Genomic DNA, 22,209 nt, shown 5'->3' with positions numbered 1-22,209 from the left:
GTGGTCCACCATGACAGACGCGCTCGCCGCCCGAGTATCCAAGAGCCACCAGCTCGTCGGCTCCGAAGAGGAGCTGCGCCGGCTGATAGACCGTGAGCTGACCGCCTCCGGCATAGAGAACCTGGTCGTCATGGGCGGCCATTTCATGCTTTTCGAGGACGAGGGGAAGCTCGTCCCCGGCGTCATCGGGGCGCAAGAGTCCGAGGTGATGCGGCGTCGGATAGCCGGCCGGGTGGGGATCTTCCCGGAGTACAGCTGGCAGTTGTCGGCCGACCTCCTCAAGTCGTACGCGCGGACCCGCACCGACGTGCGGCTGCTCCTGCTGGTCAACGACTGGCAGTACGTCCCCACGTCGGGCCGCCCGGCGAGCGAGCTGCGGGCGGAGTTCTTCGAGCGCTTCACCGGGCTGCCAGCGGAGTACGAGCGGATCCTGGGCGAGGCCGGATTCGGGACTGACCGCGTGCTGCCGAGCCGCAAGCACCCGCTGGCCTTCCCCGAGACCTGGCTCAAGTACCGCTTCCAGAAGGCCGCCGACCGGTTCGTCAAGCAGGGGCGGCTGGAGAAGCGGTTCCTCGACTCGGGTACGAAGGACACCGAGGTGGCCTTCCTCGACGACGAGGGCAACTACCGCACGCTGATCAGCTGCGGCATCACCGGATGCGCCGGCGAGATCACCGAGATGATCTCCGAGGTGCACAACGCCGGCTACCGGGCGATCGTCATCTTCGCGCCTGGCGAGTGTCTCGCACCCGTCCAGACGGGCGTCGACATCGCCCTGGAGCTCTACCGCCTGTCGGACATGCTGGTGATCATCGCCGACCCCGGCGGGAGCGGGGAGATGTCCACGGACGAGATCTACTCGAAGCTCGTGACGGTCAGCACGTTCAGGAGCTGACGCGGCGCGAGACGGACCACCGAAAGTGACGGGCCGCCCATGAAGATCATTTATCTGGACAACTGCGCCACCACCCGCGTGGACGACGAAGTGGTCGACGCGATGCTGCCGTACCTGAGAGAGGACTTCGGCAACCCGTCCTCGCCGCACGTCCTCGGCAAGCGGGCCCGCCGCGCGGTGGACCTCGCCGCCGTGTCCGTGGCCGAGCTCCTGGGCGCCGATCCGCGCGGCATCGTCTTCACCTCCGGCGCGACCGAGAGCAACAACATCGCGCTGCTGGGCATGTTCGCCCATGAGGAGCGCGCGCCCGTCAACGCGCTGTTCTGCCCGACCGATCACAAGTCCGCGCTGGCCATCGGCCGGGCGCTGGCCGGGCGGGGCATCGAGACCCGCACGATGGCGGTACGCCAGGACGGGCTGATCGACCTGACCCGGCTGGCCGACCAGCTCGACGTCCACTCCCGCGTCGCCACGGCCGCCCTGGTCAACAGCGAGATCGGCACCATACAGCCGATGTCGGAGCTGGCCGCGTTCTGCCACGAGGTCGGCTGCCTGCTGCACGTGGACGCCGCCCAGGCGGCCGGCCGGATCCCGATCGACGTGGTCGAGGCCGGCGTGGACACGCTGTCCATCTCCGGGCACAAGGTGCGCGGCCCGAAGGGCATCGGCGCCCTGTACGTGCGGCCCGGCGTACGCCTGCGGCCGATCACGTACGGCGGCGGCCAGTACGAGCTGCGCAGCGGGACCATCCCGACGCACCTCGTGGTCGGGCTGGGCAAGGCGTGCGAGCTGGCGCTGCGGCGGCTCGACGACGACTGGATGCGGGCCGTACGGCTGCGCGAGGCGGCCCTCGAACTGATCACCACCCGGCTCCCGGGAGTACGGATCAACGGCGATCCGCTCAACGGAGTGCCTCATGTGCTCAACCTGGTGCTGCCCGGGGTCCGGGGGGAGAGCCTGGTCTCCAGCCTGCGTACCGTGGCCGTGTCCACCGGGTCCGCGTGCAACTCCGACTCCCAGGAGCCGTCACACGTCCTGACGGCGATCGGGGTGAGCGCCGAGGACGCGAACAGCTCCATCCGGATGTGCCTCGACCCGCGCATGGCGTTCGACGAGCTGGTGCGGGGTGTGGAGCTGGTCTGCGAGCGGGCCCTGGACCTGGCCGAGGTGTCGGTCGCGATGCAGGCCACATGACGTACGGCAGCGGGCCCGCCGGGGGCGGGCCCGCACAGACGACCGAACACTTGTCATGCCCCGTTGGGCAGGAACTTCCTGGCCGCCTGCACCCCGGCCTGGAATCGGCTGGTCGCGTCGAGGTCGCGCATCAGGGTGGCGATGTGCCGGCGGCAGCTGCGTACCGACATGCCCAGCTTGCGTGCCACGACCTCGTCGGTGTAGCCCTTGGCCATCAGCGCCGCGATGGCCTGCTGCAGGTCGTCGGCCACGTCGGCGTACCCGGCCTCGACGCCCTCCAGCGGCGTGGCCGTCTCCCACAGGTGGTTGAACAGGTCCAGCAGGAACTGCGCGACCCCATGGTTGTGCACCCGCGCCACGTTGGTCTCCCCGTCCGACAGCCCGAACAGCACCACCAGCGACCGGTCGAACACCACGGCCGAGCGCGGGATGTGGCTGACGGTGCACACCGCGGCCCCCGCGTCGATCAGCTTCTTCATCCGCATCCGGGTGGCGAGATCGGCCCGGTTGCGGTGCTGGCAGATGATGCGCACGGTGATCCCCCGCCCGAGCAGCGGTGAGTACGCCTGCGACAGCTCGTCCGCGTCCGTCAAGCTCGACTGGAGCACCAGCACCTCGTCCCGGCACGAGTCGCCGGCCGTCTTGAGGAAGCCCCGGACCTCCATCGACCCCACCAGATACTCGATCGCGCTGGGCGCCGAGGTCCCGCCGGTGTAGTCCTGCCGGAACACGTTGATCCGCTCGCGGATCTGGTCGATCAGCTCCCGGCGCTGGTAGATCTCCCGTTCGACGGAAGACACCAGCGAAGCCGCGGCCACCTCGGGATCCACGGGGACGAACCGGCGGCCCGCCCTGTCCTCCATCATGAGCAGCCGGTTCTCCACCAGATGGGCCACCGCCTCGTGCATCTCATGCAGGCCAATGCCGAGATCGACGGCGGCAACCTCAAGCGCCTCGATCGCGCCCTTGCGGGCCGCGTAACGATAAACGTCGGTGGCGTGGTCGCCGCCCACTGGGGCCATTCCCGGAAAGAACGGAATAGTCGTCATCATGGTCTCCCATCAACTCAACGGAACTCTCAGGTGAAGGTTCGGGTGCGGCGGTTGAACAGGAACAGCGACAGGCCGAGCAGCGCCGCCGCCATCCCGGAGAGCACGGCCACCTCGGGGAGCACCGTGCCGATGCCCGTGCCCGGCTTGGTCAGCGCCAGCAGCGCGTCCATGCCCCAGGCGTGCGGGAACAGATAGCCGAGCGAGTTGAGGAAGTCGCCCGCCGACTCCCTGGGCCACAGGCAGCCGCCCAGCATGCCGAGCACGATGCCCAGCGGCGGGCCGATGGCGGGCGCCTGCGAGGGCGAGCGTACGAGGCTGCCGACCAGGATCGCGGCACCGGTGGCCACCAGCGAGAACGAGCCGACCACCGCGGCGACGCCCAGCGGGTCGCCCCACGACACGCCGAACACCAGCGAGCTGACCACCATGATCAACAGCGACTGCGCGACGGCCACGACGAACCTGCTCAGCGCCTCCCCCGCGAGCACCGACCGGCGCCTTACAGGGGCGGTGAGCGCGCGCTGGATCATCCCGAGCCGCCTGCTCTCGGCGAGCGCGGCGGCCACGGCCATGGAGTTGATGAAGGTGAACAGCAGCAGGTTGGCCGGGGCCGTGTAGGCGAAACCCCTGGGTGTGGCGCCGGGCGTACCGGAGCCGACGACCGCGACGCGGCCCGAGTCGGCCTGTGCCTCGCGCACGCGCGCGGCGGCCTGCGCGGGCGTGGCGCCCGCGGCCTCGACGGCCCTGGTGGCCTCGAGTACGGCGGCCACCCGGCCGACCGCGACGTCCACGGCGCTGCGGGCCGCCATGCCGCTGCCGTTCATCTGGGTCATGACGAGTTCGAGCTTGGTCGAGCCGGCCGGGATCACCAGCCCGGCGGCGAGGGACCCTTCGCGTACGCCCGACTGGAGGTCCTGCTTGGTCGCCACGGTCGTGATGGCGAGGTCGGGGTGCGCGCGCAGCTCCTTGAGCACGGCGGCCGAGAGGGGGTCGGAGCCATCGGCCACGACGCCGACGGGCAGCTTGGCCGCCCCCACGGCGCCCCCGCCGAGCGCCATGCCGACGAACACGATGTTGACGAACGGCATGATCACCATGAAGAACAGGCCGACCTTGTCGCGGGAGAGCCGGCGCAGGTTCGCCGCCACCAGCGCGAGGATGGGACGTGGCCTGATCCGAATCCGCACGGCCTCTTGTGGCCTCATCCGAGCAGCCCCTTCCTGAAGCCGGCCGCGGCCAGGCCGCCCGCCACCAGCGCGATCGCGCACAGCACGCCGATCGGGACGATCACCGTGGTCAGTCCCCCGCCGGAGCCCGCGAGCCGGATCAGCCCGGTCGACGTCCAGCCGTTCGGGGTGAGCAGCGCCACCTTCTGCAGAAAGCCGGGCAGGTTGTACAGCGGCACCAGGCTGCCGCCGAAGAACGCCATCACGAACGAGACGACCATGGTCACCCCGTCGGCCTGGGCGTCGGTCTTGGCCCGGCTGGCCACCAGCATGGTGATCGCGGCGGCGGCGAGCACATGCGCGACCAGCAGCGCGAAGACCGCCACCGGGTCACCCCAGCTGGTGCCGAAGATGAGCGAGGAGGACGCCCAGGTGGCGACGACGCTGACCACACCCAGCCCGAACCCCACCATGGCCTTGCCGGCGATCGGCGTCCACTGCGGGATCGGCCCGGCCCGCATCCGGTCGAGCGTGCCCTGCCGCCGCTCGGTGAGCAGGCTCCTGAACGAGGCGCCCACCACGAAGAAGGCGAACAGGGCGGCCATGCCGGAGCCGTAGTACACCGACAGGTCGATCTTGCCGCCCTCCATGGGGTCGTCGGCCAGGCTCAGCCCGGGCCCGGCGGCGCCGTTACGCTCCACCAGCTCCTTCACCCGGTCACCGGGCACGCCGTACGCCAGCGAGGCGCGGACCGCGAGCGTGCGGGCGTCCACCACCGAGGAGATGCGGTCGACGATGGCGTTCGCCACCACGCCGGCCAGCGGCGACTCGGCGGAGGTGAGCACCGCGACCTGACCGCCCGAGCCCGCGCCGACGCTCTTCGTGAACCCCTGCGGGAACACGATGGCCGACCCGATGTCACCGGCGTCGAGCGAGCGCTGCGCCTCCTGCCTGCTGGGCAGGTCGCGCAGCGTCAGCGTGCCCTTGAGCTGCTCGTTGGACATGACCTCCCGCCGCACACTGGCGGAGAACTCGCCGCGGTCGAGGTCGACGAAGCCGATCGTGGCCCGTAGCGGCGGGTCGTCCCCGCCCAGGGCGAGGCCGAACAGGGTGGCCAGCGCGATGGGCACGATCAGCGCGACCACCAGGGCCGTTCCATCGCGTAGGCGGGTACGGAGTTCCAGCGCGGCGACGGACAGAAGGGGTCTCAGCATGATCAGTCCCGCAGCTTGCTGCCGGTGAGGTGGAGGAAAGTGGCCTCCAGGTCGGGTTCGATGACCTCGACGGCGGTCACGGTGGCGCGGCCGTCCACGGCGGTGATGATCGCGGGCAGCACGTAGCGGCCGCCTTCCGCGAGCAGCCGCACCGAGCCGGTGCCGGTCCTGACCGCCTCGACGACGCCTTCCAGCGCCTGGAGCTTGTCGAACGCGCCGTCCACGTCGCCGTCCAGGATCAGCTCGATCTTGTCGGCGCTGCCGACCATGGCGACGAGCTCGTGGCGGGTGCCCTCGGCGACGATCCGGCCGTGGTCGATGATCCCGACCCGGTCGCAGACCCGCTCGACCTCCTCCATGTAGTGCGAGGTGTAGAGCAGGGCCATGCCGTCGGCGACCAGCCGTTCCACGCCGTCGAGGATGGCCTTGCGGCTCTGCGGGTCGACGCCGACGGTCGGCTCGTCGAGGATGAGCACCTCGGGCCGGTGCAGCAGGGCCGCGCCGATGTTGATCCGCCGCTTCATGCCGCCCGAGTACGTGCCGAGCTTGCCGTCGGCCCGATCGGAAAGCCCGACCAGGTCGAGCACTTCGCTGATGCGCGCCGCCAGCTCCCGTCGCGGCAGGCCGAACAGCCGGCCGAAGAAGCGCAGGTTCTCCCGCCCGGTCAGCTCCGGGTAGAGCGCGATCTCCTGCGGCACGTAGCCGATCTTCGCCTTGGCCGCCAGCGGCTCGGCGGCGAGGTCCGTGCCGCACACCGTCACGTTCCCGGTGCCGGGCTTGAGCAGGCCGACGAGCATGGAGATCGTGGTCGTCTTGCCCGCGCCGTTCGGCCCGAGCAACCCATACGCCTCGCCGGGGGCGATGGCGAACCCCACGTCCTGTACGGCGAGCACGTCGCCGAACCGCTTGCTCAGGCCGGTACACGCCAGGGTGGCGGTCATCGGCCCCACCCGTCCGGCTCGCCCTTGTCGCTGGTGTTGCCCGCGCAGACCTGGCGTTCCAGGTCGACGCCGAGCTGGTGGTCGAGCGGGCTGTTGCCGGTCACCCGGTTCCACAGGATGTGGTTGTCCACGGCGTCGTCGCCTCCCCAGTCCTTGGACGAGCCCATGACGAACGCGGCGCCCATGACCGACTCGCCGCTGGGATGGTTGTCGTGGATCCGGTTGTCCACGACGCTGACCCGGTGCGTCCCGATCAGCGCCAGGCCCACGCCGGAGATCGGCGGGCCCGCGGCCCCCAGCGCGTCGGGGGCGTCGCCGCCCGCGGCCAGGCCGTTGCCGTACAGGTCGTTGCCCGAGACGAGGCAGTCGCGCACGCCGCCGTCGGGCTCGCCCTCGTAGGTCTGGTTGAGCATCAGTAGCCCGGCGGCGTTGCCGTGGCAGGAGTTGCGCAGCACCCGGACGCGGGAGGAGTTGTCGACGAAGATCCCGAAGGCGTTGGCGAAGCTCTCGTTGTCCGCCACCAGGCCATCGGCCTCGGGGCAGAAGCTGAGCGCGATGCCGCCGTACTGGCTGCCTGACGTGGTGCAGCCGGTCACCTCGCATCGGCTCGACTCGCGCACGTAGACGCCCCAGACGGCGTTGCCGGCCGTCTCGACGTTCCGTACGGTCAGGCCGGTCACGGTGTGGGCGTAGATCCCCGCGCCGGTCGAGCCGCGCACGCTCAGCCCGGCTATCGTGACGTCGCGGACGCCGTGCAGGCTGATGCCGCTGACGACGTCCGCCGCCGCGTCGTGCAGCTTCGGGATCCCCGCCGGGACGGCGTCTCCCGGGACCAGCACCGTACGGCCCGCCCCGGCGCCGGTCAGCGTCACGCCGTCGTGCCTGATCCAGACGTTCTCCGCGTACGTGCCCGCCGCCAGCTCGATCGTCGCGCCGGCGCCCGCCTCGTCCAGCGCCCGCTGGATCGATTCACCGGGCTTCACCTGGGACATCCTGGGTCTCCCTCCCTGTCGCCGAAACCGCAGTAGACGTCGCCGTCACCGTCGGCGTATCCGTCGCCGATGCTGTCGGCATACACGTCGCCATCACCGTCGCCGGGACCGTCGGCGTACACGATCGCCAGGGAGACGAGCAGCCCCGCGCCCATCCCCCACCGGGCCGCCCCGGCCACCCGGCTCCGGCGCGGCGCCAGCCGTACCAGGGCCGCCTGCTGGCTCGCACCCCGGACGGCGAAGGACGAGCCGCCCGTCAGCGCGAGCCCGGTCGAGGCGGTCAGCTCCGCGGCCGCCTCGTCGAGCAGCCGCCGCGCCCAGGCGGCGGGCCGCCCGGCGCGGGCCTCGAAGTCGTGCCAGGTGAAGCCGGGCGGACGCCCGCCCACCGCCTTGATGAAGCTCTCCTTGACGGAGAAGGCCACCTCCTCAGCGCCCAGCTCACGCTCGGCGGGCGTGGTGAGGTGCTCGGTGAACACGGCACCACCGCGCCCGGCTGCCCTGGCGAGCCGATCCGCGTCCACAATGTCCACCCCGACCAGCACGGGAGGGAACATGGGAGGGGTGGCCGGCCGCATGAGCTGTTGCCCGGCTGACAGCGTCATGCCGCGACCTTCGCGCAGCGGGCCACGAATGGTTCGAGCACCGCGTTGTACTCGTCCGGCCGCTCGATCATCGGAATGTGCCCGCTCTCCTCGACCACCACCACGTCGTTCTCCGGATAGTCGGCCAGCAGCTCCAGCCAAGGGCCGACCGGCGTCATCCGGTCGTGCCGGCCCCAGACGTACAGGGACGGGCAGCGGACCTTGTCCAGCGCCGGCTTCACCTGGTAGCGGCGGGTGGCCTTGAGGCTGCGGGCCATGCTGACCATGGACTCCGGCTGCCGGAGCATGGTGCCGACCTCGTCCATCTGCGCCCGCGTGAAGTAGGGCTCCGTACCGTGGAAGAGCGCGGACACCATGCGGACGCCGAAGTCGTCGCCGAACGGCTGCACGCTGGCCCGCCGGTCGAAGCTCAGCCCGACGTCGGGGTCGGGGGTCAGTCCGGGGGCGCCGCTCACCACGATGCCCTTGATCCGCTCGGGGCGGCGGCCGGCCAGGTCGATGGCGACCAGGCCGCCGAGCGAGTTGGCGCAGAGGACCAGGTCCTCGACGCCGGCCTCGTCGCAGGCGGCCAGCAGCGCGTCGCCGAGCCGCTCGATCGAGCCGGCCACCCGGCGGTCGAGCGCGCAGATCGCCTCGTGCGTACGCAGCACCGGCACGCCGGCCTCCGCCAGGTAGCGGTAGGGGTGCTCCCAGATCCAGCCGCCGGCGAACAGCGCGGACATGAAGACCACGGCGGGCCCGCCCTCGCGGTCGCCGAGCCGGTGCTCGGTGGTGAAGTCGGACATGAAGGCTCCAGTCACAGTAGGGAGGCGTCGCCCGGGATCCACCCGCAGCCGCAGGCGGCGTCCGGTCCGACCCGGATGACGGTGTCGCAGTCGGGGCAGCGGGCGTACTCGCGGATGTCGGAGGGGATCCAGACGCTGGTGAGCACCCGGGTGCACAGGCCGCCCTTGAAGAAGCGGCGCATGCTCCGCTGGTGCGGCCGGGCGTGCACCGCGCGGACGGACTCGGGCCGGTCGAAGGCGGTCACGGTGAACTTGCGGTCGCCGACGTCGAACGTCGCCAGGCCGAGGAAGCCCTTGGAGGCCCGCAGCGACTTGACGACCTCCACGCTGAGCAGGTCCACGTCCGCCGCCTCCGCGTCGTCGCGGACCTCCAGCCAGGTCAGGGTCAGTACGCCCGGCGGCTCGGTACGCCCGCTGGGGACGCGCGCGCTGACGCCGAACTGCCTGACCCCGCCCGTCTCCGCGTCGGCCGCCGGCACGAACCGGGCCGAGTAGCCGAGCGCCTCCGCGACCGCCAGCCGGTCGAAGCGGCGCCGCACGCGCGGACCGTCCGGGCCGAGGGTCACCAGGTCGCTCCCCTGGACGCCGACGCTCCCGCCGACCGCCGGCATGCCCAGGTAGGGGGCCCGATGGTCGGCCTGGAGCGTCCACCAGAGCGTGACGGCCTCGCCGTCGCCGACGACCTCGTCCACCAGGAATCTCGGCCGCTGGAAGCGGGCCAGCGTGTCGGCGGCGTGGGCGGCCAGCGCGGCCCCGCTCAACTCACCGCCGGAATCGGGGTCACTGTAGGAGGCGGCGGTGGCGGCCACGGCCTCGGGGTCACCGGCCTGCCACGCCTCAAGGTGCCGCTCGGCGGCCTTCCTGGCGTCCATGTCATGCCTCGTCTTCGTCTTCGGGCAGGCGCGCGGAGGCGACGGCCACCGCGAGCACCTTGCCGTCGGTGTGGCTGAGCGAGAGCCGGATCTGCTGGCCGGACCCCGCCGCCGCGCGCAGCGCCCCGGCGAGCCGGACGGCCGGCGGGTGCCCGGTGTGGCAGACGGCGGTCTTCGCGCAGTTGGCGGTGGGCCTGGGCAGCACCTCCGCCTGGCCGAGGTGCTCGGCCGTGGCGGAGACGCCGAGGAGGCGGAGCACCGCGTACTTGCCCGCCAGACGCCCGGCCCAGTGCTGGAGCGTGCGGCCGTACCCGGACCTGAGGCGCTCGGCCGCCGTGTACACCTCTTCGAGGCGCATGTCGCCGACCAGCTCCTGAGGCCGGGAGAGCCCGGCGAAGCCGACCATCGCGCTGCCCCACCGGTTCATGCCGCGATCTCCCTGGACAATCGCCGGAGGGTGGCGGGCTCGGCCAGGCTCAGGCAGCGCGCGCCCGCCCGGCGCGACAGGCCCGCGAGTACCTTGCTGTCGCCCACCTCGACGCCAGGGGCGAATTCCTCCACCGCGTTCACCGTGTCCGTCCACCGGACCCGGCCGGTGAGCTGGGCGATCAGCGCGTCCCTGAGCGTGGCGAGGTCGGTGGTGGGCTCGCCGGTCACGTTCGGGACCACGGGTACGAGGGGCTCGCTCATCGGCGCGGCCCGCACCGCCTCGGCCCAGGCGGGAACGGCCGCCGCCATCAGCGGTGAGTGGAAGGCGTTGCCCACCCGCAGCGGCACGATCTTGCTGGCCCGGGTGGCGAGCTTGCCCAGCCGGTCCAGGGCCGGCAGCGCGCCGGAGACCACCACATGGCCGGGCGCGTTCTCCAGGCCCACGACCAGCGGCTCGTCCGCGGAGCCCGCCTCGGCGGCCAGCGCCTCGACCTCCTCGACCGGCAGCCCCATCACCGCGTGCATCCCGCCCGTGTCGCTGACCTCGGCCATCAGCCGGGATCTGAGCTCGACCAGCCGTACAGTGTCGGCGAGCGTGAGCACGCCCGCCGCGTGCAGCGCGCTCAGCTCGCCGACGCTGTGCCCGGCGACCACGAGCGGCTCGAATCCCTCCTCCAGCAGCACGGTCAGCGCCGCCAGGTTGCACGCGGTCACCGCGACCTGCGCGTGCTCGGTCGCCACCAGCCGCTCCAGCGGCCCGCGAGCGCACAGCGGGGTGATGGGCTGTGCGAGCAGCGCGTCAACCTCGTCGAGCCGCGCTCGCGCCACGGGTCTGCGACGCAGCCACGCACCCATACCGACACGGACCGTGCCTTGTCCTGGGAAGAGAAATCCAAGCATTGCGCAGCACTCCTTTCGCCCAAACTCCCTCTCGCCCAAACTCTCCTTTCGCCTACAGCCGCCTGCGCGGTCGCCTCTCCTCGTGCGCGGCCTGCTCGGTGCCGAGGAAGCCGAGGAGCAGCTTGTTCACCTCATCGGGGGCGTCTAGCGGGAGCCAGTGGCCCGCGTCCTCGACGCGCTCGTAGCGCCAGGGCCCCTTCACGTACTTGCCGGAGGCCGACATGCCCTCCTCCAGCAGCGCCTTGTCCCCCGCTCCCCAGATGCCGAGCGTGGGCGCCAGCACGGGCGGGAAGGGGCGGGCCGGCCGCAGCTCGGCCTCGGGCGAGCGGTTGGCGCGGTACCAGTTCAGGCCCGCCGTCAGGGCGCCGGGCCGGGCCAGGTCGCGCAGGTAACGGTCGTAGTCGCCGTCGCGGCCCATGATCTCCTTGAACAGCCGCCAACCGTTGCGCCGCAGCAGCTCCTCGCTCACGCCGGGGAACTGGTAGAAGAGCATGTACCAGGAGGCCGCCCGCTGCTCCAGCGAAGGAGTGGCGAAGACGCCCGGGTGCCCGACCGACAACACCGCGAGGTGGTCGAGCCTGCGGGGCATCAGGAAGGCGTACATCCAGGCGATGGCCGCGCCCCAGTCGTGGCCGACGATGTGCGGCCGGCGGATGCCGAGCTTCATGGTCAGGGCGACGACGTCGTTGACGATCGTCTGCATCCCGTACGCCTCGATCTCCTGCGGCTTGCCGGAGTCGCCGAACCCGCGCAGGTCCGGCGCGATCACCCGGAAGCCGCCCTCGACCAGGGCCGGGATCTGGTGCCGCCACAGGTAGGAGGAGTCGGGGAAGCCGTGCAGCAGGATGACGGGATCGCCTTCGCCCTCGTCCACGTAGGCGAGTTCGACGTCGTTGACCTGGACTCTCTTCTTGTTCATGCCGTCTCCCTGAACAACCGCTCGGCGAAGAACTCGCTGAAACCGAACTCCGGCACGTCCTCGGGGGCGACCATGTTGAGCAGCCCGGTCACCTGCGCGGCGAAGTTCTTGGCCATGAGCTTGCGGACCCGGCGCCGCCGCTCGGTGGCCGCGGGCCCGAACTCCACGTGCAGCCTGCTGATGATCGACGCGCCGAAGTCGAGGCGCTCCAGGCGGAAGTCCCGCTCCTCCAGGTACGGCGCGAACGCCGCGGGCGACCAGTCGTCGCCGCCGAGCAGGATGTCGCAGACGGTACGGGAGTCGCGCAGGGCGCAGGAGAGCCCGGTGCCGAGCACGGTGTCGGCGTTGCCGGCCTCGTCGCCGATCAGCACCACGCCCTCGGTCAGCGGCGGCCCCTCGGGAACGCTGGACACCGACGGCCACACCGACAGCGGGCCCGCCGGGACCGCCTCGGTCACCGCCTTGCCCCTGTCGGGCAGGCAGTCGAGCTCGAAGGCGGCCAGGAAACGCTCGACGCCGCCGGGGCCGCGGTAGCGGAGCTTGTTGACCGTGGGGAAGTTCAGGTAGAGGCGGGCCCGGCCGTAGCCCTGGGGGAAGACCATGAACATGACGTCGCCCTCGGTGCCCATGGCCTGGACGTCGGCGGGCCAGCCGTCCATGCCCTCGACCATCATGCCGCCGCCCCAGTGGTGCATGGAGTTGCGCATCCGGACGCCGATCTGACGGCCGACGGTGTTGCCCCGGCCCGTGGCGCCGAGCACCATCCTGGCCCGGATCTCCTGCGGGCCCTCTTCGGTCTGGTAGGTCACCACCGGCTCGCGACCCGGCGTGACGGTGACCCTGGCCGCGTCCAGCACCAGCCGGGCGCCGCTGTCCACGGCCTGCGCCGCCATCAGCTCGCACACCTGGTGGTGCGGGAACGACATCGGCCCGCCGATGCCGGGGATGAAGCGGGTCATGTCCACCGCTTCGACCTCGTCCTCGGTGACGGCCTCGTCCCAGGTCATCCACTCCCGGATCTCCCAGCCGCCGCCCGCCCCGAAGCAGTCGTAGACGCCCAGCCGCTGCGCCTCCCTGATCCCCCAGGGGGCCAGCCACTCGCCGCGGACCAGGTCCCGGTACTCCTCCTGCTTCTCCAGCAGCACGACGGACAGCCCGCCGGCGGCCAGCTTGCAGGCCGCCGAGGCGCCCGCGATGCCGCCTCCGGCAATGACGACGTCGGCGTAGTCGACGGTCATGCCTCCCACCTCTCCCAGTACGTACGTTCGTGGGCCCCGTACCGATCCGCCGGCCGGAACTCGGTGCCGAGCGTGTAGGCGACCGGGATCAGGCACACCTGGGTGACCCCGGTCGGGATGCCGAGCAGCTCGCCCACCTGACGCTCGTGGGGGACGTGCATGCAGGTGATCGTGCTGCCGAGCCCCCGGCTGCGCAGTGCCAGCTGGAACGACCAGATCGCCGGGAAGATGGAGCCGTAGAAGATGCTCGCCCGCATCGGGCCGTGCTGGACCAGGTGTCCCGGGTCCTCGGGGACCTTGTCGGCCATCCGCCGGTCCCAGGCCGTGTTGATGGCCTCGATGTCCGGCGGGCGGCCCAGGACACAGGGCATGACCAGGACGGGCACCCGCCCGATGGTCTCGACCAGCGCCTCGGCCGAGTCGTAGTTCTTGCGGGCCTGCCGGTTGTTGCGGCGTCTGCCCGCGTTCGTCCACATGTCGTTGCGGTGGAACGTCCAGGACGTCGAGATCATCTCGGCGATCCGCTCCTTGACCGCCGGATCGGTGATGACCAGCCAGCGCCAGTTCTGGTGGTTGTTGGCTGTCGGGGCCTGGACGGCGACCTCTAGAGCCTCCTGTACGACCTCGCGGGGCACGGGCCGGTCCAGGTCGAGCCGCCGCCGCACCGACCGGGTGGTGGTCAGCAGCCGGTCCGTCTCGGCCACGTCGAAGGGCGGTGCCTGCGCGGGGCCGAGGACCTCCGACTTCAGGATCACAGTCATGGCGCCCCCAGCAGTACGGCCCCGCGCACCGAGCCGGGCGCGGCGGTCAGCACCAGCGCCTGGCCGATCGGGTCGGGCAGGTCCGGCTTGGTCACGTACGAAGTCGGCTCGCCCGCATGCGGCTCGACGAGCCCGGTGAGGGCGGGCGCGATCCCGTCGCGAATCGCCAGGGCGGCCATGGCGATGTTCATGGCGCCGGTCGCGGCCTGGCAGTCGCCGGTGAGTCCCGCCGACGTGGTGAGCACGGCGTCGGGCAGAGCCGTCAGCACGGCGGCCGACTCCTCGGCGTCGCCAGGGACCCCGGTGCCCGCGCCGACCACCAGCTCGGGCCGGGCTTCGGGCAGCCGGGCGAGCACCCGCGCCACCAGATCCCCACCGCTCGCGTGGCCGGTTCCCATGACCCGTGCGTACGGCCGACCGCCGCGTCTCGTGCAGTGCTCGGCCGACTCCACCAGGAAGGCCACCGCCGCCGACCCGGGAACCGTGCCGGAGTGCCGCCGGTCGTACGGCGACACCACAGCGTCCCCGACGGTCGTGGTGACCGTCTCGTCGGCCGCGACCACCAGCACCACGTCCGCCTTGCCCGCCCTGATCATCTCCAGCGCGCAGTCGAGGGCGATCGAGGCCGAGGCGCCGCCGTTGCAGATCGTGGTGGTGGGCCCGCGCAGGCCGAGCGTCTGGCAGACCGCGCCGCCGGTGGCGTTCAGCACGACGTTGGAGAAGCTCAGCACGGCCGGCTTGTTCGGGTTGGCGGCGATGCTCTCGTCGAACCCGCCGGTGCTCTCCGCCGACCCGGCGCCCGTGGCGAACACCAGCCCGACGTCGTCGAGCTCCTTCCTGGGCAGCTGCAGCCCGGCGTCCTCCCAGGCCAGCCGGGAGGCGGCGATAGCCATCCTGGACAGGTGGTTCATGTGCCGCCACAGCGAGCGCGGCGCGAACGTCCGCCCGTCGAGCGACGGCGCCTGCCCGGCCGCCTGGCGCCCGGTGACGATCGCCTCGGCCACCTCGCCGATGCCGGTGCCCAGCCCGGTGACGGGTCCAAGCCCGGTGATCACGGCCGCCGCCTCCGGCAGCTCGTCGTACTCCCGCGCGGCCCGTGGCGTCGTCAGCACGAGCGAGACGTTGTTGCCGCCGAACGCGTAGTTGTTCGACACCACGGTGTCGATCGGCAGCTCCCGTGCCACGTTGGGCACGAAGTCCAGGTCGCCCGGTACGGCGTCGGCGTCGAAGCCGATGGTGGGCGGCGCGGTGCCGTGCCGCAGGGCCAGCACGCTCGCGACGGCCTCCACCGCGCCCGCGGCGCCCAGTGTGTGGCCGACGAACGACTTGATGCTGCTGGTGGGCACCCGTCCGGCCCGCTCGCCGAACACCACCCGCATGACCTTGGCCTCCATGGCGTCGTTGGCCGGGGTGCCGGTGCCGTGGCCGCTCACGTAGCCCACGTCGTCCGTGGTCAGGCCCGCGTCCGCGAGCGCCCGCCGTACCGCGCTCGCCCCTCCCCGCCCGGTGGGGTCGGGCGCGGTGGCGTGGTAGGCGTCGGCCGACAGGCCGTAGCCAGCGACCTCCGCCAGCGGCGTGGCGCCTCTCGCGAGCGCCCGGTCCAGCGGCTCCAGCAGCAGGAACGCCGCTCCCTCGCCTAGGTTGAGCCCGTCGGAGTGGCTGTACGGGCGGCACGGCCCGGTGCTGAGCGCTTTGAGCCCGGCGAAGCCCGCGTACGTGCCGAACAGCAACGGGTCCACTCCTCCGGCCAGGACGACGTCGGCCTCGCCGGTGAGGATCTTGTCCTTGGCGAGCCCGACGGCGTTGCCGCCCGCCGCGCAGGCGGTGGACACCAGGATGCGCGGGCCGCGCATGCCGAGCCGGTCCGCGACCACGTCCTCGGTGCGGTGCATGGGCTGGTAGCGGCCCACGGCGTCGGGGGTCGCCTGGCACTTGCCGAGGATGATGCCGAACCGGTCGGGGTCCGCACCGGTCAGGCCCGCCTGCTCGATCGCCTGGCGGGCGGCGATCAGCGCGAGCCGGGCGGTACGGTCCAGGCCGGCGTCGGACTCCGGTAGCCCCCCGTCGATCCACTCGTCGGGTACCTGGCCCGCGTGCCGCGCCTCGAACACCGCGAAGTTCTCGTCCATGACCGGCGTGAGACCGCCCGTGCCCGACACGAGCCGCTGCCAGAACTCCGCGGGATCGCGGCCGATCGCACAGATGATGCCCAGGCCGGTGACGACGACAGGCCGCAGCGCCATGCTTGTCTCCTTCTCAGAAGGCCGATCAGATGATCGGGATGCTCCAGCTCTTGGGCACGATGTACGGGCTGGTCAGCGTGGTCACCTCAACGCCGTCCACGGTGAAGTCCAGACCGGCGGCGGCCAGCTCGGCGTCGACCCTGGCCAGCCCGAGCGTGGCGCCCAGACCGGCGCTGTGCACCGCGTGCACCACCTCGCCGATGTCCTGGCCGCCCGCCAGCACCCTGGCGCCCGCCTCGGGGATGGCGTCGCCGCCGGTGAAGCCGACCGTGCGGCGGCCCTGGCCCGACTCGAACGCCGCCAGCACCGCCTCCCTGCCGACGAACTCGTCCTTGGTGACGTCGACCAGCCAGTTGGCGCCGATCTCGATCACGCTCGCACCCGCCGTCGCCTCGTGGCGCGGGATCGGCTGGCGTACCTCCAGCATGGCCAGCTCCAGGGCCTCCTGGCCGGCCGCTCCCGCGTGCTCAAGCGCCTGGCACCACAGCTCGGCCGCGGACTCGATGGGCACGATCATCTGGTAGCCGTACTCGCCGGTAAAGCCGGTCCGGGCGAAGATGATCTCGGTACCGTTCCACTCGGTCTCCACCACCGACTCGAACGGCAGCGAGGCCAGCTCGCCGTCGATCAGCCGCCCGACCACGCCCCAGGCGTACGGCCCCTCCAGGGCCAGGACCGTGAGGTCGGCCGACCGGTCGGTGATCACCACGCCCTCGTCGTTGTGCTCCTCCAGGTGCTCCAGCAGGCGCGTACCGGCGCCGCAGGAGCTCTCCAGCAGGATCCCGTTCTCCCGGCCGAAGGCCAGCACCTGGTCGACGACCTGCCCGGACTCGTCCAGGACCAGGCTCATCATGCAGCGCTCCGAGGTGAGGTACTCCACGTCGCGGGCGAGCAGCCGCTGCGCGAAGTCCACGGCCGCGGGCCCGGTGATCTCGATGAGGCGGTTCCCGCCCAGGTCGAGGACGGCGGCGCGCTCCCTGAGCACCCGGTACTCGTCGGCCGACTCGGAGAAGCGCAGCGGGACCGAGCTGTCACCCACCTCGCCGTAGACGGTGCCCTCCGGATGCAGGTTCGCGAGGACGGTAGCCATGCTTCACACCTTTCGTACGGAACGTTGACCCGCCGGATCGGCGATCGTGAGGTTTCCTTCGGCGGCGACCTGGCCGTCCACCCGCGCCGACACCCGGTACTCGGCGAACCCGGCGCCGCCCCCGGTCCGCTCGGCCGACAGGGTCAGCTGGTCGCCGGGGACGACGGGACGGCGGAACCGCATCGACCTGACCCCGGCCAGGTAGCTGATCTCGCTCGCGCCCGCCAGGGCGAAGACCACCCCGGCGAGCTGGGCCAGCGCTTCGATGATCACGATGCCGGGCAGCACGGCCGCGGTCGGGAAGTGGCCCTGGAACCAGAGTTCGGTCCCGGCGACGTTCTTGGTCGCGGTGCCCTTGACGCCCGGCTCCACCCTGCTGACCCGGTCGAGCAGCAGCATCGGCCAGCGGTGCGGGAGCACCTGCCTGATCTGGTCATGGTTCAGCCCGGTCGCCGTGGCCGAGGCGAGCTGGGTGGCGCCGATCGTCATGGCGTCGCCCGCAGAGCGGGATTGACCTCGTCCGCCAGCCGCGACACCGAGCCGAAGACGGCCATCTCGCTGTCGTACAGCGCCACGCCGAACTCGGCCTCGATGGCGACGTACAACTCCAGGACGTCGAGGCTGTCGAGTTCGAGGCCGCGTCCGAAGAGCGGCTGGTCGTCGGTGATCCAGTCCGGCTCGATCTCCAGGTCGAGCCGGGACACGATCATCTTCTTGATCTGGGTGCACGTCTGCCGGCGCTCGGCGGCCTTCGCGCGGAGCTGGTCGAGGGTCATCCATCCTCCATGTGCCTCGTGACAGGGGCTTGCGGTCGGGGACTGGTTCACGGTTCGTGCCGGGATCGGCTCACAGCGGGTGGGCTCAGCAAGCGGGGACTCAGCGAGTGGGGCTCAGCGGGTGGTTTCGCGGCGGGTGGACTCGCGACGCGCCGGGTCAGCCGAGGCCGCCGCCGTGGGCGACCACCACCGCGCCGGACATGTACGACGCCTTGTCGGAAGCGAGGAAGCTTACGATCGTCGCGATCTCCTCCGGCCGGCCCATGCGGCCCAGCCGGATGCGCGTCTCGTAGTCCTTCCTGATCTTGGCGGGCACCTTCCGTGTCATGTCGGTGGTCACGAACCCGGGCGCCACCACGTTGGCCCGGATCCCGTGCGGGGCCGCCTCGTTCGACAGCGCCTGGGTGAAGGCGATGATCGCGCCCTTGGAGGCCACGTAGTTCGTCTGACCGGGGAAGCCGCCGTCCAGCCCGCTGGTCGAGGACACGGTCACGATCGCGCCCCGCCGCTGGTGCTGCATGATGCGCAGCGCCTCCCGGCAGGTCAGGAAGGTGCCGGTGACGTTGGTGTCGATGGGCCCGCGGAACTGCTCCAGGCTCATGGCGACGAGATAGCGGTCCAGCGTGATGCCGGCGCTGGTCACCAGCACGTCCAGGCGGCCGTGTTCGGCTCGTACGCCCTGGAACATCCGCCGTACCTCGGCCTCGTCCGTGACGTCGGCGCGCACGGCCGTCGCGCTGCCGCCCTCTTTCCCGATCAGGGCGACGACCTCCTCGGCGTCCGCCTCCGAACGGGCGTAGTTGACCACGACGTGGGCACCCTCCCGGGCTAGGTCGAGCGCGACCGCCCGGCCGATGCCGCGCGACCCGCCCGTAACCAGGGCCACGGAGCCTTCGGCAAAGAGCATCATCGTCTCCAGGGGTTTGACAATGCGCATACCAAACAATTGGTACCTGCACCGATAAAGCTACTAAAGGCGGATATCACGCCTGTATCATCCGGTTATCCGCGCATTGACGGCGATAAGCAGATATACGACGCTAACAACATGCACGAGGTCGATGTTGAGGTTCTTATCGTCGGTGGCGGGCCCGTCGGCCTGGCGGCATCCATCGAGCTCTCCCGGCACGGAATATCCTCCCTTCTCGTGGAGAGGCATCCGGGGACCGCGATTTTCCCGAAAGCGCGCCTCATTTCCACCAGAACCATGGAAATCTTCCGGTCCTGGGGAATCGCCGAGGAGGTGGAGGGCGCGGGAATGCCCCGCGAGGACGTGCTGGCGGTCGGCGTCGGCACCTCGCTGGCGTCCGACGACTTCGTCCGGGCCGCGGCGGCGATCGACCGCGACGCGCCGCAGAGCCCCACGTACACCTACCTCTGCTCGCAGGACATCCTCGAAGTGATCCTCCGCAGGGTCGCCGAGTCCCACCCACGGTCCGACGTCCGCTTCGCGACCGCCATGACGGACCTCCGCGTCACCGCCGACGGCGTGGAGGCGACCATCGAGCCCACGGCCGCGTCGGATAGCGGGCCTGTGCTCGTGCGGGCGCGTTATCTCGTGGCGGCCGACGGGAGTCGCAGCGGGATCCGAGAACGGCTCGGGATCGAGGTCGTGGGGCCGCCGCCGCTGGGGCACATGGTCAGTGTCATGTTCGACGCCGACCTCGGCGAGCTGCCCGCCGACCGCCGGGTGGCGCTGTCGTTCCTGCGCAGCGACCCGCCGTGCGCGGTGGAGGCGGTCGACAACAAGCGGCGCTGGATGATCCAGACCGGCTACGACCCGAGCACCGGCGGCAGCGCGGCCGACTTCACCGAGGAGGCGTGCGTGGCGGCGGTACGCTCGGCCGTCGGCCTGCCCGACCTGCCCGTCACCATCGTCGGGGTCATGCCGTGGCTGCAGCAGGCGGTGGTGGCGACCGGGTTCGGCGGCGGGCCGGTCTTCCTGGCCGGCGACGCCGCGCACGCGACCACTCCGCAGGGCGGGTTCGGGATGAACTGCGGCATCCAGGACGCGCACAATCTCGCCTGGAAGCTGGCCGCCGTCCTTAACGGGTCGGCCGGTGCGGAGCTGCTGGCCACGTACGACGCCGAGCGCCGCCCCATAGCCGCCAGGACGGTGGACGAGAGCCTGACCAACGCCCTGATCACGCTGCGCATGATGCAGGGACAGCTGTCGATGGGCCAGGCGATCGAGCAGCAGGCCGAGCGCCGCAGCTCCGAGGGCCTGATCCTGGGCTTCCGCTACGAGTCGGCCGCCGTGGTGCCCGACGGCACACCGGACCCGGCACCGGCGGATCCCTACCGGACCTACGTCCCGACCGCCCGCCCCGGCCACCGCGCCCCCCACGTCTGGCTGACCTCCCGGGAGGGCAGGGTGTCGACGCTCGATCTGCTGGGCCCGGCCTTCACGCTCATGACCCCGACCGGCAGCGGGTGGGTCCAGCCCGCCAAGGAGGCGGCGCACCGGCTCGGCGTCACGCTGTCCGTCGTCGAGATCTCCCGCGCGGGCGAGAGCGAGCCCGACGCGCCGCTCACCTCCCCGACCTGGGCGGAGGAGTACGGCGTCGGCGACACCGGGGCCGTGCTGGTCCGCCCTGACGGTCATGTCGGCTGGCGTTCGCCCGGCGGCGCGGCGTCGCAGGACGCGCTGGCCGGCGCGTTGGGCGCCATCCTGGCCAGGTCGTGATGGTGGCGGGCCCGCGAACGCATCTGCGCGGCCCCGAGGCGTACGGACAAGGGGTTGCCTGACGACGTGGCGACCAGGTCAGTGACGGCCTGGGCCACGGTCGGCGTGTAGGGCGCGCCGACGAGCATGTCGGCGAGCTCCCGCGCCGCCTCGGCCGGGAGCGGGCGGACGAACTCGCGGTGCGCGCCCTGCCTGGCCACAAGCTCGTCGAGCGGGTCGGCGCTGGTGACGATGACCCGGCAGTTCGCGCCGCCGGGGAGCAGCGGCAGCACCTGAGCGCTGTCCTTGACATCGTCGAGCACCACGAGCAGCCGCCTGCGCGCCGTACAGCTGCGGTAGAGCGCCAGCTTCTCGGCGGGGTCGAGGGGGATGTCCTGGGCGGGCACGCCGAGCGCCCGCAGGAACCGGTCGACCACCGCGCCGGCGGACACGCCGCGCATGTCGGCGTACAGCTGTCCGTCCGGGAACCAGTCGATCCTGGCGTGCGCCCAGCGCAGCGCCAGCGCCGACTTGCCCACCCCGCGCGGCCCGCTCAGGACCATCGTCCCCGGCACCGCCACCTCGGGCTCGGGCCGCAGCGCCGCGTCCAGCGCGGCGAGCTCACCCGTGCGGCCGACGTACGGCAGCACCTGCGGGGGCAGCTGCGACGGTACGACCGGCCCCGCGCCGGACGGGCGGTGGGCGGCGGGCCGCATGAGCCCGGACTCGTCGCGGAGGACCTGGTCGTGCAGCCGCCGCAGCGCCGGGCCCGGTTCGAGGCCGATCTGCTCCAGCAGGTAGCGGCGCGTCTCCTGGTAGGTGCGCAGCGCCTCGGCCCGCCGGCCGGCCCGGTACTGCGCGAGCATGAGCTGGGCCCGGACCCGCTCCCGGAACGGGCATTCCGCCACGAGGGCCAGCAGTTCGGGGATCACCCGGTGGTGGTGCCCCAGGTCGATCTCCAGCTCAAGGCACGCCTCCAGCGCCTCAAGGCGGGACTCCTCCATCCGCGCGACGTCGTACCGCAGGCCGCGAATGTCCTCGAACGGGTTGCCCCGCCACAGCGCGAGCGCCTCGCGCAGCAGCAGGACGGCATCCTCGCGGGCCCCGCCCGCCGCCTGGCCGCGCGCCCGCGCCACCAGCGCCCCGAACCGCAGCCAGTCGATGTCCTCGGCCGAGACCCGCAGCAGGTAGCCGGGGCTGGAGGTCTCGATCGCCGCGGCCCCGAGGGTCCTGCGCAGCCGCGACACGCAGATGGCGATCTGCCGCCCCGCGCTCTGCGGCGCCGAGCCGGCCCAGACGGTCTCGATCAGCCGGTCGACGCTGACGACCCGGTTGGCGTTCAGGACCAGGCTGGCCAGGATCGCCAGCTCCCTGTTCGCGCAGATCTGTAGCTCTTCGCCGTCGTCGACCACCCGGAGCGGGCCGAGGACGTGAAATTCGAGTGCCATCAGCGTTCCGTCCCGGCCAGATAAAGA

At 71.8% G+C, this 22,209-nt stretch carries 23 protein-coding genes; 3 read left to right on the top strand and 20 right to left on the bottom strand.

Translation table 11 applies throughout. The annotated features are described in order from the left end of the window. Positions 1–10 precede the first annotated feature (10 nt). Both AB0B64_RS14125 and AB0B64_RS14120 read left to right on the top strand, forming a co-directional pair. Positions 11–895 (top strand): hypothetical protein, encoded by an 885-nt coding sequence (locus AB0B64_RS14125; RefSeq protein WP_358177366.1) that lies wholly within the window; start codon positions 11–13, stop codon positions 893–895. Positions 896–934: 39 nt separating this feature from the next. Further along, positions 935–2,089, top strand: a complete 1,155-nt coding sequence (locus AB0B64_RS14120) for a cysteine desulfurase family protein (RefSeq protein WP_358177363.1) — start codon at positions 935–937, stop codon at positions 2,087–2,089. Between the two features lie 53 nt (positions 2,090–2,142). On the opposite strand, the gene AB0B64_RS14115 is transcribed toward AB0B64_RS14120, so the two are convergent. The 19 genes from AB0B64_RS14115 to AB0B64_RS14025 form a co-directional block, all read right to left on the bottom strand. Further along, on the bottom strand, positions 2,143–3,141 hold the full coding sequence (locus AB0B64_RS14115) for a hypothetical protein (protein WP_358177361.1): 999 nt from the start codon (positions 3,139–3,141) through the stop codon (positions 2,143–2,145). Between the two features lie 26 nt (positions 3,142–3,167). Further along, on the bottom strand, positions 3,168–4,346 hold the full coding sequence (locus tag AB0B64_RS14110) for an ABC transporter permease (RefSeq protein ID WP_358177358.1): 1,179 nt from the start codon (positions 4,344–4,346) through the stop codon (positions 3,168–3,170). Further along, positions 4,343–5,521, bottom strand: coding sequence for an ABC transporter permease (locus AB0B64_RS14105; RefSeq protein WP_358177356.1), 1,179 nt, complete (start codon positions 5,519–5,521; stop codon positions 4,343–4,345). Before AB0B64_RS14105 ends, AB0B64_RS14110 begins: the two co-directional genes overlap by 4 nt. A 2-nt stretch (positions 5,522–5,523) precedes the next feature. Then, entirely contained in the window at positions 5,524–6,462 is a 939-nt protein-coding gene (locus tag AB0B64_RS14100; RefSeq protein ID WP_357942061.1) for an ABC transporter ATP-binding protein, read from the bottom strand. Continuing rightward, positions 6,459–7,454, bottom strand: a complete 996-nt coding sequence (locus tag AB0B64_RS14095; RefSeq protein WP_358177353.1) for a right-handed parallel beta-helix repeat-containing protein — start codon at positions 7,452–7,454, stop codon at positions 6,459–6,461. Before AB0B64_RS14095 ends, AB0B64_RS14100 begins: the two co-directional genes overlap by 4 nt. Continuing rightward, positions 7,442–8,056, bottom strand: coding sequence for a hypothetical protein (locus tag AB0B64_RS14090; protein ID WP_358177350.1), 615 nt, complete (start codon positions 8,054–8,056; stop codon positions 7,442–7,444). Before AB0B64_RS14090 ends, AB0B64_RS14095 begins: the two co-directional genes overlap by 13 nt. Continuing rightward, the gene (locus tag AB0B64_RS14085; RefSeq protein WP_357942055.1) at positions 8,053–8,841 is read right to left on the bottom strand and encodes an alpha/beta hydrolase; all 789 of its coding nucleotides are present in this window, start codon (positions 8,839–8,841) and stop codon (positions 8,053–8,055) included. Before AB0B64_RS14085 ends, AB0B64_RS14090 begins: the two co-directional genes overlap by 4 nt. 11 nt (positions 8,842–8,852) lie before the next feature. Continuing rightward, positions 8,853–9,713, bottom strand: coding sequence for an ester cyclase (locus AB0B64_RS14080; protein WP_358177347.1), 861 nt, complete (start codon positions 9,711–9,713; stop codon positions 8,853–8,855). 1 nt (position 9,714) lies between these two features. After that, entirely contained in the window at positions 9,715–10,140 is a 426-nt protein-coding gene (locus AB0B64_RS14075) for a phosphopantetheinyl transferase (RefSeq protein ID WP_358177345.1), read from the bottom strand. After that, a complete protein-coding gene (locus tag AB0B64_RS14070; protein WP_358177342.1) occupies positions 10,137–11,042 on the bottom strand; it encodes an ACP S-malonyltransferase in 906 nt (301 codons plus the stop codon). The genes AB0B64_RS14075 and AB0B64_RS14070 overlap by 4 nt, the downstream gene beginning before the upstream one ends. A gap of 52 nt (positions 11,043–11,094) precedes the next feature. Then, positions 11,095–11,961: an alpha/beta fold hydrolase gene (locus tag AB0B64_RS14065; RefSeq protein ID WP_357942047.1), complete on the bottom strand. Its 867-nt coding sequence runs from the start codon at positions 11,959–11,961 to the stop codon at positions 11,095–11,097. After that, a complete protein-coding gene (locus AB0B64_RS14060) occupies positions 11,958–13,199 on the bottom strand; it encodes an FAD-dependent oxidoreductase (RefSeq protein WP_357942045.1) in 1,242 nt (413 codons plus the stop codon). The genes AB0B64_RS14065 and AB0B64_RS14060 overlap by 4 nt, the downstream gene beginning before the upstream one ends. Continuing rightward, the gene (locus AB0B64_RS14055; protein WP_358177336.1) at positions 13,196–13,960 is read right to left on the bottom strand and encodes a nitroreductase family protein; all 765 of its coding nucleotides are present in this window, start codon (positions 13,958–13,960) and stop codon (positions 13,196–13,198) included. Before AB0B64_RS14055 ends, AB0B64_RS14060 begins: the two co-directional genes overlap by 4 nt. Then, a complete protein-coding gene (locus tag AB0B64_RS14050; protein ID WP_358177333.1) occupies positions 13,957–16,203 on the bottom strand; it encodes a beta-ketoacyl-[acyl-carrier-protein] synthase family protein in 2,247 nt (748 codons plus the stop codon). The genes AB0B64_RS14055 and AB0B64_RS14050 overlap by 4 nt, the downstream gene beginning before the upstream one ends. 25 nt (positions 16,204–16,228) lie before the next feature. Then, positions 16,229–17,293, bottom strand: coding sequence for a glycine cleavage T C-terminal barrel domain-containing protein (locus AB0B64_RS14045; RefSeq protein ID WP_357942039.1), 1,065 nt, complete (start codon positions 17,291–17,293; stop codon positions 16,229–16,231). Positions 17,294–17,296: 3 nt separating this feature from the next. Continuing rightward, positions 17,297–17,782 carry a 3-hydroxyacyl-ACP dehydratase FabZ gene (fabZ, locus tag AB0B64_RS14040; protein WP_357942037.1) on the bottom strand — a complete coding sequence of 162 codons (486 nt, stop codon included), beginning with the start codon at positions 17,780–17,782 and terminating at the stop codon, positions 17,297–17,299. Beyond that, complete coding sequence (locus AB0B64_RS14035) at positions 17,779–18,069, bottom strand: phosphopantetheine-binding protein (protein WP_225290089.1); 291 nt, start codon at positions 18,067–18,069, stop codon at positions 17,779–17,781. Before AB0B64_RS14035 ends, fabZ begins: the two co-directional genes overlap by 4 nt. 157 nt (positions 18,070–18,226) lie before the next feature. Next, positions 18,227–19,006: a 3-oxoacyl-ACP reductase family protein gene (locus tag AB0B64_RS14030; RefSeq protein WP_357942035.1), complete on the bottom strand. Its 780-nt coding sequence runs from the start codon at positions 19,004–19,006 to the stop codon at positions 18,227–18,229. 57 nt (positions 19,007–19,063) lie between these two features. Further along, complete coding sequence (locus AB0B64_RS14025; RefSeq protein ID WP_358178036.1) at positions 19,064–19,198, bottom strand: hypothetical protein; 135 nt, start codon at positions 19,196–19,198, stop codon at positions 19,064–19,066. Here AB0B64_RS14025 and AB0B64_RS14020 point away from each other — a divergent pair. Then, positions 19,145–20,755, top strand: coding sequence for an FAD-dependent monooxygenase (locus AB0B64_RS14020; RefSeq protein ID WP_358178021.1), 1,611 nt, complete (start codon positions 19,145–19,147; stop codon positions 20,753–20,755). The two genes, AB0B64_RS14025 and AB0B64_RS14020, sit on opposite strands and share 54 nt — an antisense overlap. Here AB0B64_RS14020 and AB0B64_RS14015 read toward each other — a convergent pair. After that, positions 20,671–22,182, bottom strand: a complete 1,512-nt coding sequence (locus AB0B64_RS14015) for a BTAD domain-containing putative transcriptional regulator (RefSeq protein WP_358177330.1) — start codon at positions 22,180–22,182, stop codon at positions 20,671–20,673. The genes AB0B64_RS14020 and AB0B64_RS14015 overlap by 85 nt on opposite strands. Positions 22,183–22,209: the final 27 nt, after the last annotated feature.

The organism is Nonomuraea sp. NPDC049129, assembly GCF_040648495.1.
In the GTDB taxonomy this organism is placed as follows: domain Bacteria; phylum Actinomycetota; class Actinomycetes; order Streptosporangiales; family Streptosporangiaceae; genus Nonomuraea.
This window is presented reverse-complemented; position numbering and strand designations above follow the sequence as displayed.

Coding starts and splice junctions, on each gene's coding strand:
- AB0B64_RS14125 (WP_358177366.1), top strand. CDS start 11: ATGACAGACGCGCTCGCCGCCCGAGTATCCAAGAGCCACCAGCTCGTC.
- AB0B64_RS14120 (WP_358177363.1), top strand. CDS start 935: ATGAAGATCATTTATCTGGACAACTGCGCCACCACCCGCGTGGACGAC.
- AB0B64_RS14115 (WP_358177361.1), bottom strand. CDS start 3,141: ATGATGACGACTATTCCGTTCTTTCCGGGAATGGCCCCAGTGGGCGGC.
- AB0B64_RS14110 (WP_358177358.1), bottom strand. CDS start 4,346: ATGAGGCCACAAGAGGCCGTGCGGATTCGGATCAGGCCACGTCCCATC.
- AB0B64_RS14105 (WP_358177356.1), bottom strand. CDS start 5,521: ATGCTGAGACCCCTTCTGTCCGTCGCCGCGCTGGAACTCCGTACCCGC.
- AB0B64_RS14100 (WP_357942061.1), bottom strand. CDS start 6,462: ATGACCGCCACCCTGGCGTGTACCGGCCTGAGCAAGCGGTTCGGCGAC.
- AB0B64_RS14095 (WP_358177353.1), bottom strand. CDS start 7,454: ATGTCCCAGGTGAAGCCCGGTGAATCGATCCAGCGGGCGCTGGACGAG.
- AB0B64_RS14090 (WP_358177350.1), bottom strand. CDS start 8,056: ATGACGCTGTCAGCCGGGCAACAGCTCATGCGGCCGGCCACCCCTCCC.
- AB0B64_RS14085 (WP_357942055.1), bottom strand. CDS start 8,841: ATGTCCGACTTCACCACCGAGCACCGGCTCGGCGACCGCGAGGGCGGG.
- AB0B64_RS14080 (WP_358177347.1), bottom strand. CDS start 9,713: ATGGACGCCAGGAAGGCCGCCGAGCGGCACCTTGAGGCGTGGCAGGCC.
- AB0B64_RS14075 (WP_358177345.1), bottom strand. CDS start 10,140: ATGAACCGGTGGGGCAGCGCGATGGTCGGCTTCGCCGGGCTCTCCCGG.
- AB0B64_RS14070 (WP_358177342.1), bottom strand. CDS start 11,042: ATGCTTGGATTTCTCTTCCCAGGACAAGGCACGGTCCGTGTCGGTATG.
- AB0B64_RS14065 (WP_357942047.1), bottom strand. CDS start 11,961: ATGAACAAGAAGAGAGTCCAGGTCAACGACGTCGAACTCGCCTACGTG.
- AB0B64_RS14060 (WP_357942045.1), bottom strand. CDS start 13,199: ATGACCGTCGACTACGCCGACGTCGTCATTGCCGGAGGCGGCATCGCG.
- AB0B64_RS14055 (WP_358177336.1), bottom strand. CDS start 13,960: ATGACTGTGATCCTGAAGTCGGAGGTCCTCGGCCCCGCGCAGGCACCG.
- AB0B64_RS14050 (WP_358177333.1), bottom strand. CDS start 16,203: ATGGCGCTGCGGCCTGTCGTCGTCACCGGCCTGGGCATCATCTGTGCG.
- AB0B64_RS14045 (WP_357942039.1), bottom strand. CDS start 17,293: ATGGCTACCGTCCTCGCGAACCTGCATCCGGAGGGCACCGTCTACGGC.
- fabZ (WP_357942037.1), bottom strand. CDS start 17,782: ATGACGATCGGCGCCACCCAGCTCGCCTCGGCCACGGCGACCGGGCTG.
- AB0B64_RS14035 (WP_225290089.1), bottom strand. CDS start 18,069: ATGACCCTCGACCAGCTCCGCGCGAAGGCCGCCGAGCGCCGGCAGACG.
- AB0B64_RS14030 (WP_357942035.1), bottom strand. CDS start 19,006: ATGCGCATTGTCAAACCCCTGGAGACGATGATGCTCTTTGCCGAAGGC.
- AB0B64_RS14015 (WP_358177330.1), bottom strand. CDS start 22,182: ATGGCACTCGAATTTCACGTCCTCGGCCCGCTCCGGGTGGTCGACGAC.